Below are 12,019 nucleotides of genomic sequence, written 5' to 3'. Positions count from 1 at the left end.
CTGTTCAGTGCAGCAATCAGGTCGGTGCGCGCGGTGGAAAAATCCGCGTCGGCAGCCAGAAAATCAGCAGGATCAGCGCCACTGCGACGCCGGCCATGCACACATAGAGATCGGAAGAAGTCAGCACCACGGCCTGCTCGTGCAAGCGATGAGCAAGACCGGGATCGCTGCGCTCGGCCAGCGGTGAGTTGCCGAGGTTGTCGATCAGCATGGTCGAGTGAAAATGCACCCGCGCTGTGGTCAGCGCTTCAAGCACCCCGGTGGCAACCACCGCAGCCAGGCCTTTGACAGTGTTGAACCATGCCGAGGCGAACGGCCCGTCCATCGGAGTAATGCTGCCGGTCGAGAGCATCAGCAGCGGCAGCACCGCCATCGGCTGACCGAAAATCTGCAGCCATTGCAGCGCGTAGAAATTTTCGCGGTTCCATTCTGCGGTCAGCAGCGAACCGCCCAGACAGGACAGCGCCAACATGCTCAAGCCAATCCCGAGGACCCAACGGCAATCGACCCAACGCAAATTGCACAGCGCGGCCACCAGCGGCAGCGCGAGCAACTGCGGCAACGCCGCGATCAACATGATCGGCGCGGTCTGAACCGGCCGATAGCCCTGCACTTGCGCCAGATAACTCGACGGAATCAACACCACCGCCTGCAACACCACCAGCACCCCGGCGAGGGTCAGCAACGCAAATGACAGATTGCGGATACCGAGCATCTGCAACTTGAAGAACGGGATCGGCTGCGACCACTCGTTGATCATGAAGGCCACCAGCAGTAGCGTGCCGGCGCCGAGCAAGCCGCAGATCAGGCTCGACTCGAACCAGTCGAGGCGATTGCCCTGCAACAGACCGATGACCAGCATGCAGATCGCCGGAAAGCCCAGCAGCAGTCCTTTCCAGTTGAATGATTTGAGGCGCTCCAGCCGCAGCGGATCCTGCGGAATGCCGTAAGCCACCATCGCCATAGCGATCAGGCACGGCACCACGATTTGCCAGAAGGTCCATTGCCAGCCGACGTATTCGCCCCACATGCCCGCGAGCGGCGTACCCAACCCTGGGCCGAAGGTGGCAGTCAGCGCGTAGCCGGCCAAGCCATATAGTTTGAAATTCGGTGGCAGGAAGCGCAGGGCAACGGTCATCAGCATCGGCGGCAAGGCCCCACCGGCCAAGCCTTGCAAGGTGCGCATCAACAGCAGGCTTTCGTAGTTCGGCGCAAACGGGCAGAGCACGCCGAGCAAAGTGAACAGGCTGATTGCGCAGAGCGTGAAACGCCGCAGCGAGAAGGTCACCGAGCACCACGGCGCGAACGCCATGGCGGCGACCGAAGTTGCCGCGTAACAGGCCACCAGCCAGGTGCCCTCGTCGTAGCCAATGCCCAGCGCGCCCCGAATATCGGCGAGGGCAACCTTGGTCACCATCTCGTTGAGGCCCGACACCAGCACTGCCAGCAATACGCCGACCAGACCGATGATGATCCGCGCCCCGAACACCGGTGGCGTGATCGCCGGCGCCGGGCTGGCCGCAGCGACAGGCGCCGGGACCGTCAGGGATGTCATGAATACTTACTCCGGAGGGAAAAATACCGGAGCATCTTAGTAGGGCTGACAGCTTACGAAAATTGACTTATTGGCAGGTTATAAGTGCGCCAGACACAACCATGAAAAGCAAAAGATCGCAGCCTTCGGCAGCTCCTACACGGAAATACGTTCCAATGCAGGAGCTGCCGAAGGCTGCGATCTTTGCTCTTGCCTCTAGGGCTGGGCGGCCAGCCACGTCTCGTCGCAGCAGGTCTTGAGCGTCTCACGCAGCCAGCGGTGCGCCGGGTCTTTATCGAAACGCGGATGCCAGGCTTGAGTCAGCATCAGCGTCGGCAACGGGATCGGCAGGTCGAACGAGCGCAGTTTCAAGCCCAATCGGCGCACACTGAGCAGCGCCTCTTTGGGTACGGGCAGGATCAGATCAGAATCCGGCAACGCAAACATTGCCGCATGAAAGCTCGGCGCAATCACCGCCACCCGCCGCTCCAGGCCCAAGGCATTCAGCGCTGCGTCGATGGGGCCGCGAGCAATGCCACGGCGCGACATGCTGATGTGGGAAAACCCGGCATAGCGCTCAGCGGTGATTTCGCCATCGAGCAGCGGATGGTCTTCGCGCACCAGACCGACGAAGTGTGTGGAAAACAGGTTCTGCACCTTCACTTCCGGGCTCAGCGGGCGCGTATTGCTGACGCTCAGGTCGATGCGCCCTTCGCGCAACGCTTCATCATCGCCATCACCTTCCGGGACGAAGCGCAGTTCGCAGTGCGGCGCCATCTGGTCAAGCGTATCGAATAGCTTGCCGCCATAAACGCCGACGAAAAAGTCATTGGCGCGGATGCTGAAACGGCGGCGCAAAGTGCCGAGGTCCACGGCGTCCGCCGAACGGAACAGCAGCGCGGCCTGCTCGACCACATCGCGTACCTGGTCGCGCAATTCCAGCGCTTTGGGGGTTGGCACCAGTCCACGACCAGCACGCACGAGGATCGGATCGCCGATGGCTTCGCGGATTCGCGTCAGTGTGCGGCTCATCGCTGCCGGACTGAGGTTCATCCGCCGCGCGGCGCCGACCACACTGCCCTCGTCGAGCAAGGCGTCGAGGGCGACCAGAAGATTCATGTCCGGGAGTTGCATGCTGAGCACTCGTGGCTGATCAGGATTGATCTGCACGCAATGCTAGCAGATCAAAAGATCGCAGCCTTCGGCAGCTCCTACAGGGCAATGCATTCCAATGTAGGAGCTGCCGAAGGCTGCGATCTTTTCAGGCTCAGCGCTGCATGCCCCAGCGTTTCACGGTCACGCGCTCCAGCGTGTCGAACACCAGGTTCTCCACCAGCAAACCGATCAGGATCACCACCGCCAACCCGGCAAACACCTTGTCGGTGTACAACTCGTTGCGGTTCTGGAAGATGTACCAGCCCAATCCACCCTTGCCGCTGGTGGCGCCAAACACCAATTCCGCCGCGATCAGCGTACGCCAGGCAAACGCCCAGCCAATCTTCAGCCCGGCGAGAATCGATGGCAGCGCCGCCGGAATCAGGATGAACAAGACAAAGCGCATGCCCTTCAAGCCATAGTTGCGCCCGGCCATGCGCAGGGTTTCAGACACGCCGAGAAAACCGGCATAGGTGTTCAGCGCCAGTGCCCAGAGCACCGAATGCACCAGTACAAAAATCAGGCTGTTCTGCCCCAGGCCAAACCACAACAAGGCCAAGGGCAGCAGGGCAATCGCCGGCAGCGGGTTGAACATCGACGTCAGTGTGCTCAACAGGTCTCGACCAAACTGCGTCGAGACCGCCAGCGTGGTCAGCGCAAACGCCAGAACGATGCCGATCAGATAGCCCTTGAGCAGCACCACCAGCGATATCCACACCTTGCCGAGCAACTCGCCGCTGAGCAGGCCGTCGTACAGCGCGTGACTGGTCTGCAGAAAACTTGGCAGCAGCAGGTCGTTGTTTTGCACCCGGGCGACGATTTCCCAGAGCACCGCGAGCAATATCAGGATCAGGCTTTTACGCAGCCAACCCTGCTGCCACAGCCGCGTACCGAGCGACAGTTCGCGCTCGACCGGCACTTCAGTCAACGGCTGCAAGACCGTTTCGAACTCTTCCCGCACAGACGATGAATGGCTCATCGGGTTGATCCTCCTGGCCGCTCAATAGGCGATGCGAATGTCGTTGAAGTCGTGCACTTGCTCGGTTTCCGGCGACTGGCCCTCATCGAACAGCAGACGATGAATACGCCGTGCCGACGCCTGGAACGCCACGCCGCCAAGACTCTGCAGATCGTATTGATGACTGTGTACTTCGGCCCTCACCCGCCCTGGATGTGGCGACAGCAACAGGATGCGATTACCGACCACCAGCGCCTCTTCGATCGAGTGCGTGACGAACAGCAGGGTGAAGCGCACCTCCTCCCAGAGCAGCAGCAATTCTTCCTGCATTTTGCGCCGGGTCAGCGCGTCCAGCGCGGCAAACGGCTCGTCCATCAAGAGGATTTTCGGCTGCATCGCCAACGCCCGGGCAATCGCCACCCGCGCTTTCATGCCGCCTGACAAGGTGTGCGGATAAGCATCGGCGAACGCCGCCAGCCCGACCTTTTCCAGATAGTGCAGCGCACGTTCTTCGGCTTCTTTTTTCTTCAGCGTTCGCGACGCCAGCAGCGGAAACATCACGTTCTGTTTGACGGTTTTCCACGGCGGCAGTTGATCGAATTCCTGAAACACCACGATCCGGTCCGGCCCCGGCGCATCGACGCGCTGGCCTTGCAGACGGATCTCGCCTTCGCACGGCGCGATAAATCCCGCGACAGCTTTTAACAAGGTGGACTTACCGCAGCCGGACGGGCCGAGCAGCACAAAACGATCCTGTCGGTCGACTTCAAAACTGACTTGATGGGTGGCCCGCACCACGCGTTGCGGGGTGCGGTATTCAAGGCTGACATGGTCGACGGCCAGCAGCGCTTCGGCGCTGACAATCGGCTTGCTGGCCGCGTGGCCTGGCAAAGGGGCGTTCATCTCGATCAGCTCCCTTGCAGCGGTTTGGCGTCTTGGAAGAAGTAATCCTTCCACGATTGAGGTTTGTTCTTGATCGCGCCGACGCGATAGAGGAATTCCGCCAGTGGATAGGTGTTCTTTGGCGTGACGCTGAATTCGAACTGCGGGTTGTCGATGATTTTCAGCAGCGCTGCGCGGTCGATTTTCGCCTTGGTCACGCGGATATAAGTGTCGGCCGCTGCGCTCTTGTCGTTCTGTGCGAATTGCGCCGCTTCGGTCAGCGCTTCGACGAAGGCTTTGTAAGTTTTCGGGTTTTCATCGCGGAATTTTTCCGTGGCGAACAGCACCGTTGGCGAGTTCGGACCGAGCACGTCATAGGAGTTGAGCACCACGTGCACATTAGGATTTTCCAGCGCCTGATCCTGGAACGGCGGGTTGGAAAAATGCCCGGTCAGCTCGGTGCCGCCAGCGATCAGTGCCGCCGTGGCGTCCGGGTGCGGGACGGCGATGGTGTACTTGTCGAGGCGATTGAATTCCTTGTCGCCCCACTGCTTGGCCGCCGCGTATTGCAGGAAGCGCGACTGCACCGAAACGCCCACGGCCGGCACCGCGATGCGATCTTTCTCGGTGAAGTCGGCAATGGTTTTCACCTTGGGATTGTTGCTCACCAGGTAGTAGGGAAAGTTGCCCAGCGAGGCGACGGCTTTGACATTCTGTTTGCCGTGGGTGCGATCCCAGATGGTCAGCAGCGGGCCGACACCGGCACCGGCGATGTCGATGGAACCGGAGAGCAGCGCATCATTGACGGCCGCGCCACCCGAGAGCTGCGTCCAGTCGACCTTGATGTCGATGCCTTCCTGCTTGCCGTACTTCTCGATCAGGCCCTGATCGCGCACCACATTGAGCAATAGATAAACGATGCCGAACTGCTCGGCGATGCGGATTTCACCTTCGGCGTGGGCCACGGTCGGCGCGACCAGGCTGCCGGCAACCAGGCTGAAACCCAGACCGATGGCGGCGGCCAGCGGTGCAAATGGAAGACGTTTGGACATGATCGAATCTCCGGCAAATCAGAAAGGCGCGTCGCCCTGAATGGTCGTGCGATACAGCTTGCGGCGCAGGTGCGCGGGGCAGCCGGCGGCAAGATGGATCAGCGAGCGGTTGTCCCAGAACACCAGGTCGTGGGGCTGCCACTGATGGCGGTAGATGTTTTGCGCCAACACGCTGTGGGCGTAGAGCTCGCTCAGCAGTTGTTGGCTTTCGTCTTCCGGCAGGCCGACGATGCGCGTGGTGAAGCCTTCGCTGACGAACAGCGCTTTGCGACCGTTCTCCGGGTGCCTGCGCACCACCGGGTGCACCACTTCGGCGACCTGCGCGAGTTGCTCAGGCGTCAGGGTCGGGCGCCAATTGCCTTCGAATTTGGTTTCGCTGTAACGCGCCGTATAGGAGTGCGCGGCGCTGTGGCCTTCGACCGCTTTGCGCAGCTCTGCGGGCAGGTTGTCCCAGGCTTTGTGCATGTCGGCGAACAAGGTGTCGCCGCCCTCGGAAGGCAGCTCTTGCGCATGCAGCATCGAGCCGAGACTTGGCAGCTCTTTATAGGAAAGGTCGGAGTGCCAGAATTTGCCGGCATCGCCGAGGCCGATGTTCTGGCCGTTTTCGACGATGTTGGAAACGATGAGGATTTCCGGATGATTGGCCAGCAGGAACTGCTTGAGCACATGGATCTGCAACACGCCGAAGCGACGGCTGAAGTCGATTTGCTGTTGCGGGGTGATTTGCTGATCACGAAACACCACCACGTGGTGATCGAGGTGCGCGCGGTGGATGCGCGCGAAGTCCGCCTCGTTGATCGGCCGAGTGAGGTCAAGGCCAATGATCTCGGCGCCAACGGCACCGTTGAACGGACGAATTTCGAAGGTTTGCGGCGCTGCGCTCGCGGCGCTTGGGGTAGCAGTAGCTGCGGACATCTTTCAATCTCCCACGCACGGCGCGCTCACGGGCGCGCTCGTCGATCAGACACTCACGCTGGATTGCGTGTCGGTTCAGGTCGTGCGGCGCGCCGATTGGTCGGCAGGTACGCAGGGGAGTGACTTTATAGCTATAAGAATCGGAAATTAAATACCGTTAATGAATAACGATATGGCGTTTGGTGCGGAATGGACTGGATGGTGAGTGACGGTTTTTGTCACTTATTCACCCTTCGCGCATTCCCTTGTAGGAGCTGCGGCACGCTGCGATCTTTTGATTCTGCTGTTAAAAAACAGGATCAAAAGATCGCAGCCTCGTTTCACTCGACAGCTCCTACAGGGTTATTGGGGCGTTAGCGTTCGTGCAACGCCTCGGCCCGTGCGCGGATGATCGGCTTGAGCAAATAGCTCAACACCGACTTCTTGCCGGTGATGATATCCACCGACGCGACCATCCCCGGGATGATCAGCAAGGGCTTCTCGTCCGTGCCGAGGTGGCTGCGCTCAGTGCGCACCTTGATGATGTAGTAGGTGGTTTTCTTGTCTTCATCGGTGATGGTGTCGGCACCGATCTGCTCAAGCTTGGCCTTCAGCCCACCGTAAATGGTGTAGTCGTACGCGGTGAATTTCACCGTCGCTTCCTGCCCCGGGTGCAGGAACGCGATGTCCTGCGGACGGATCTTCGCTTCGACCAGCAAGGTGTCGTCCAGCGGCACGATTTCCACCAGGTCGCTGCCCGGCTGGATCACACCGCCAATGGTGTTGACCAGCAACTTGTTGACGATGCCGCGCACCGGCGATGTCACCAGCGTACGGCTGACGCGGTCTTCCAGGGCTTTGCCAGTGGCGCTGGCCTTGTTCAGGTCGGTGCGCGCTTCGTTGAGCTGGGTCAGCGCTTCACTGCGGAATTTACCGCGCGTTTCGTCGATTTTGCGCTGCACTTCCTTGATCGCCGATTCGGCACGAGGAATCGCCAGCGTCGTGGCGTCCAGCTGACCACGGGTTTCCACCTCGGCGCGCTTCAGACGCAAGACTTCCACCGGGGACACCGCGCCCTGCGCCACGAGTGGCTCGGACATGTTGATTTCCTGACGCTGCAAGCCGAGTTGCTGACGATACTGCGCTTGCTTGGAGCCGAATTCGCGCAGCTCTTGCTGACGCTGAATCAGTTGCTCCTGCAAACCACCGATCTCGTCGTGCAGTTGCTGACGGCGGCTGACATACAGCGACTCTTCACTTTTCGCCTGACCCGGCACGGCTTTGAGCACGTCCTCGGGGAAATTCAGCGGTCGGTCATCGACTTCGGCGCTCAAACGCTCGACCCGCAGCAGCATCGATAGACGATCGGCCTCGGTTTCGCCGACGTTGGAAGCAAATCGTGTGTCGTCGAGGCGAATCAGCGGTGCGCCGGCCTCGACGATCTGGCCTTCCTTGACGAACAGTTCAGAGACGATCCCGCCCTCAAGGTTCTGGATCTTCTGGATCTTCGACGATGGAATCGCCTTGCCGTCGCCCTTGGTCACTTCGTCGATCACTGCGAAATTGGCCCAGAGCATCAGGAACACGAAGAAACCGATGATTGCCCAGATCGTCAATCGGACGACGCGCGGGGCGTCCTCGATCAGCGCCTTGTTGACCTCCGGCAGCGGCTGGCCCTGCAGCGAAGCGGTGCCTTTGAAGTAGCGACGGATCGAATCCTTGAAACCCGACTTAAGCAACACTGATCTGCCCCTTCTTCAACGCTTCCATCACGGCGGCTTTCGGGCCATCGGCGAGAATCTGTCCACGGTCGATCACCAGCAGACGATCGACCAGCGACAACAGCGAAGCCCGGTGCGTGACCAGCACCACGGTCTTGTTTTCGATCACGGCGGCGAGGCGTTGCTTGAGGCGTTCTTCACCGGTGTTGTCCATGGCGCTGGTCGGTTCATCCATCAACAGGATGGGCGGATTGAGCAACAGCGCCCGGGCCAGTGCGACGTTCTGCCGTTGGCCACCGGAGAGGTTTTGTCCGCGCTCGCCGACTTGCAGCTCATAACCTTGCGGGTGCAGACGGGCGAATTCGTGGACGCCAGCCAGTTCAGCGGCTTGCAGGACAAGTTCGTCTTCGACATAACGCGCGCCGGAAACCAGGTTGTCACGCAGGGTACCGGCCAGCAGTTGGATGTCTTGCGGCACGTAGCCAATGTTGTAGCGCAATTCGCTGACGTCGATCTGGCGGATGTCCACGCCGTCGACCAGCAAGGCGCCGTCGTCCGGCTGATAGAGGCCGACCAGCAATTTGGCGAGAGAGCTTTTGCCCGAGCCGCTGCGGCCGATGATGCCGATCTTCTCGCCGGGACGGATTACCAGATTGATGTTCTTCAGCGCCGGGTTCTGTTGTTCCGGGTAGGTGAAGTTGAGTTGGCGACACTCGATGGCGCCCTGCAGAACCTTGCGGCTCAGCGGGCGCTCTTCGAAATTGCGCTCTTGCGGCAGCTCCATCATCTGGTCGACCGAAGTCATGGTCACGCGGGCTTGCTGATAACGGGTCAACAGACCGGACAGCGACGCCAGCGGGCTGAGCGCCCGACCGCTGAGCATGTAGCAGGCAATCAGACCGCCCATGCTCAGGTTGCCGGCGATGATCTGGTACACGCCGAAGACGATCATGATCACCCCGGCCAGTTGCTGGATCAGCAGGGTGATGTTCATCGCCAGGCCGGAAAGCATTTTCACCCGCAGTTCGAGGCGGCTGAGGGTGCCGATGGTCTGCTCCCACTGGTACTGACGTTCGCTTTCAGCGTTGTTGACCTTGACCGCATCGAGGCCGGCGAGGGTTTCGATCAGGCTCGACTGGCGCTCGGCACCGAGGGCCATGGTGCGTTCCATGGTTGCCACCAGCGGCTTTTGCAATGCATAGCCGATCAGCAGGGCAATCGGGAACGCCAGCACCGGAATCCACACCAGATGCCCGCCGAGAATGGCGATGACAATGAAGATCAGGATGGTGAACGGCAGATCGATCAGGCTGGTCAGGGTCAGCGAGGCGAGGAAGTCGCGCAGGCTCTGGAACTCATGGATGTTCTGCGCAAAGCTGCCGACCCGCGCCGGGCGGTACTTCATCGACATGCCGACGATGCGTTCGAACAGCGTCGCCGAGATGATCAGGTCGGTTTTCTTCCCGGCCAGATCCAGGCACAGGCTGCGCAGGCTCTTGAGTATCAGGTCGAAGAGATAGGCGCCGGTAATCCCGAGGGCCAAGACCCACAGGGTCGCTTCGGCCTGGTTCGGCACGACGCGGTCGTAGACGTTCATCACGAACAGCGGCGCGGCCATGGCGATGATGTTGATCAGGAAACTCGCGGCGATCGCATCGGCGTAGAGCCAGCGCGAGCGCTTGAGGGTGTCACGGAACCACGAGCGCGCACGCGGAATCAGCGTGCCGTGGTTGACGTCGAATTTGTGTTGCGGCTGGGCGAAGAAGACTTTGCCGGTGTAATCGTCGGCGAGCAGTTCGCGGCTGACAACCGACTCGCCGCCATCGCTTTCGCTGAGCAACACCCGCGCCTCGTTTTCACCTTGCCAGCCGAGCAGGACGGCGCTGCGGCCATCCTTGAGCAGCAGCAGCGCGGGCATGGCGATCGCCGGAATTTCTTCCAGTTTGCGCTGCAGCACCCGCCCTTGCAGGCCGGCGCGAGCCGCCGCGCGGGGCAGCAACTCGACACTCAAACGCTGTTTGGGCAGCGGCAGGCCGGTGGTCAGCATCGCCGCGCTGGCGGGTTTCTGGTGCAGCATGCAAAGGGCGAGCAGACCATCCAGTAACGGATCGTCGTGCAACGCGCGTGGATCATGACTGAGATGAACTCGACTGACTTCTGATTCCACGCTCGACACTCTTAACAGTTGAAAAGGGACAACTCAATTCATCCCAGGCAGCTGGACCTTGGGCTTCACGTCGTTCTGCACAACGGATGCCAACGGTGCGACCACTCCCTGGCTTCTGAGCAACTCGCCCATGGTCGCCTTGATTCGGTACTGAGTAAATAACTGAATGTTTTTGATTTCAGCCAGACGCCGCGAAGCGGTGAACAACTCGTTTTCGCTGTCGAGCAAATCGAGCAGGGTCCGTTCGCCGAGGCTGAACTGACGCTGGTAAGCCGTGCGTACCGCTGTGCTGTGATCAACGTATTGCTGAGCGATCGGCACCTGCGCGTTCGCATTGTTCAAGGCGTTCCAGGCCAGGCCCAGCTCTTCATTCAACTGACGCAAAGCGTTGTTGCGGATGTCCAGCGCCTGGTTCGACAGGTATGACTTGGATTCCAGATCGGCCTTGTTGCTGCCACCGGAATAGAGGTTGAAGCGCATGCGCAGCATGGCTTGCCACTCGTTGTTGTGGCCATTCTGGCCATCGAGATCGTTGTCGGCGGTGCGCCCCAGTTCGGCGTCGAAGCGTGGGTAGAAGGTCGATTTGGCGGTTTCGTACTGCTTCTCGGCAGCGGCGATATCCGACTCGGCCGAACGCAGGATCGGGCTGTTCTCGACCATCTGCGTGCGCGCTTCATTGAGGTTGGCCGGCATCATCGCCATGAACGGCGCTGGACGCTCCAACTGGTCAGGCATCTGGCCGACGGCGCTGAGGAAGTTGGTTTCCGAGTCGGCGAGGTTGGTTTGCTCGGTGATCAGGTTGTTGCGGGCCTGAGCCATACGCGCTTCGGCCTGATCGAGGTCGGCACCGCTGCCGACGCCACGCTGGGTGCGCAACTGGATCTGGTCATAGATGCGCTGGTGGCTCTTGAGGTTTTCGTCGGCCAGACGCACGAACTCGCGGCGGGTCAGCACGTCCAGATACACCTGGGCGACGGTCAGCGCGGTGCGCTCGGAAGTGCCGAGCAACGAATAAGCGCGGGAGTTGACGGTGGCTTGTTGACGCCCGACTTCGCTCGACGTCGCAAAACCGTCGAAGACCATTTGCGAGAGACGTAAACTTGACTCGCCGCGGTTCAGCGTTTCGTAGTGATTGCCACCGGGATTCGCGCGGGTGGTGACGCTGTCGGTGCCTTCACGGCCATAACCGCCGAGCAGATCGACCTTCGGCAGGTATCCACCTTTCGCCGCTCTTAACTGATAATCCGCGGCCAATCGACTGTTGACCCCTGCCTGGATTTCCGGATGGACATCCATTGCCTGTTGCATGGCTTCTGGTAAGGATTGTGCTTGTACAAAAGAGGCGGCGAGAGCGAAGGGTATAGCCAGAAACAGGGGCGAACGCATGATAGGAATTTCCCGGAACTACTTGTCTTGAATCACAGCAAAACGTGGCGCTGCGTCGGATGATGGCAACCAGATTGACCGTATGTCGGAAAGTTCAAAACAGGAACTGGATCACACGCTGAAGGACGGGTCGCCGCGGAAATATCAATGTGACATTAGTGGGGCGATTGTTTAGGATGGCACCCATAAGGTCAATAGTTTGGCATAAAGTTAATAGCGAAAGAATATAGCCAAATTATTGACGAATAGACGCGTCAAACTTGTTTCGCA

The 12,019-nt window shown here is 60.1% G+C and carries 9 protein-coding genes; all 9 read right to left on the bottom strand.

Annotated elements, in window-relative coordinates; all coding sequences use genetic code 11:
• Window positions 1–16 precede the first annotated feature (16 nt).
• Window positions 17–1,555 (bottom strand): MFS transporter, encoded by a 1,539-nt coding sequence (locus tag C2E19_RS01820; RefSeq protein ID WP_129387304.1) that lies wholly within the window; start codon window positions 1,553–1,555, stop codon window positions 17–19.
• Between the two features lie 195 nt (window positions 1,556–1,750).
• A complete protein-coding gene (locus C2E19_RS01815; RefSeq protein WP_129387301.1) occupies window positions 1,751–2,668 on the bottom strand; it encodes a LysR family transcriptional regulator in 918 nt (305 codons plus the stop codon).
• 133 nt (window positions 2,669–2,801) lie between these two features.
• A complete protein-coding gene (locus C2E19_RS01810; RefSeq protein ID WP_129387298.1) occupies window positions 2,802–3,668 on the bottom strand; it encodes an ABC transporter permease in 867 nt (288 codons plus the stop codon).
• A 21-nt stretch (window positions 3,669–3,689) separates the two neighbouring features.
• Window positions 3,690–4,550: an ABC transporter ATP-binding protein gene (locus C2E19_RS01805; RefSeq protein ID WP_129387295.1), complete on the bottom strand. Its 861-nt coding sequence runs from the start codon at window positions 4,548–4,550 to the stop codon at window positions 3,690–3,692.
• Window positions 4,551–4,555: 5 nt separating this feature from the next.
• Window positions 4,556–5,581 (bottom strand): ABC transporter substrate-binding protein, encoded by a 1,026-nt coding sequence (locus C2E19_RS01800; protein ID WP_129387292.1) that lies wholly within the window; start codon window positions 5,579–5,581, stop codon window positions 4,556–4,558.
• A gap of 18 nt (window positions 5,582–5,599) precedes the next feature.
• On the bottom strand, window positions 5,600–6,496 hold the full coding sequence (locus C2E19_RS01795) for a TauD/TfdA family dioxygenase (RefSeq protein ID WP_129387289.1): 897 nt from the start codon (window positions 6,494–6,496) through the stop codon (window positions 5,600–5,602).
• Window positions 6,497–6,849: 353 nt separating this feature from the next.
• On the bottom strand, window positions 6,850–8,217 hold the full coding sequence (locus C2E19_RS01790) for an HlyD family type I secretion periplasmic adaptor subunit (protein ID WP_129387286.1): 1,368 nt from the start codon (window positions 8,215–8,217) through the stop codon (window positions 6,850–6,852).
• Window positions 8,207–10,363 carry a type I secretion system permease/ATPase gene (locus tag C2E19_RS01785; RefSeq protein WP_129387283.1) on the bottom strand — a complete coding sequence of 719 codons (2,157 nt, stop codon included), beginning with the start codon at window positions 10,361–10,363 and terminating at the stop codon, window positions 8,207–8,209. Before C2E19_RS01785 ends, C2E19_RS01790 begins: the two co-directional genes overlap by 11 nt.
• A 33-nt stretch (window positions 10,364–10,396) precedes the next feature.
• On the bottom strand, window positions 10,397–11,749 hold the full coding sequence (locus tag C2E19_RS01780) for a TolC family outer membrane protein (RefSeq protein WP_129387281.1): 1,353 nt from the start codon (window positions 11,747–11,749) through the stop codon (window positions 10,397–10,399).
• Window positions 11,750–12,019: the final 270 nt, after the last annotated feature.

The sequence above is a fragment of the Pseudomonas sp. DTU12.3 genome (genome assembly GCF_004124275.1).
GTDB classification, from domain to species: Bacteria; Pseudomonadota; Gammaproteobacteria; order Pseudomonadales; family Pseudomonadaceae; genus Aquipseudomonas; species Aquipseudomonas helmanticensis.
Note: the sequence above shows the minus strand (reverse complement) of the source record. Positions and strands in the feature narration are given on the sequence as shown.

What these genes read in the sequence shown, in the direction of transcription:
- C2E19_RS01815 (WP_129387301.1), bottom strand. Translation starts at nt 2,668, where the DNA reads ATGCAACTCCCGGACATGAATCTTCTGGTCGCCCTCGACGCCTTGCTC.
- C2E19_RS01810 (WP_129387298.1), bottom strand. Translation starts at nt 3,668, where the DNA reads ATGAGCCATTCATCGTCTGTGCGGGAAGAGTTCGAAACGGTCTTGCAG.
- C2E19_RS01805 (WP_129387295.1), bottom strand. Translation starts at nt 4,550, where the DNA reads ATGAACGCCCCTTTGCCAGGCCACGCGGCCAGCAAGCCGATTGTCAGC.
- C2E19_RS01795 (WP_129387289.1), bottom strand. Translation starts at nt 6,496, where the DNA reads ATGTCCGCAGCTACTGCTACCCCAAGCGCCGCGAGCGCAGCGCCGCAA.
- C2E19_RS01820 (WP_129387304.1), bottom strand. Translation starts at nt 1,555, where the DNA reads ATGACATCCCTGACGGTCCCGGCGCCTGTCGCTGCGGCCAGCCCGGCG.
- C2E19_RS01800 (WP_129387292.1), bottom strand. Translation starts at nt 5,581, where the DNA reads ATGTCCAAACGTCTTCCATTTGCACCGCTGGCCGCCGCCATCGGTCTG.
- C2E19_RS01780 (WP_129387281.1), bottom strand. Translation starts at nt 11,749, where the DNA reads ATGCGTTCGCCCCTGTTTCTGGCTATACCCTTCGCTCTCGCCGCCTCT.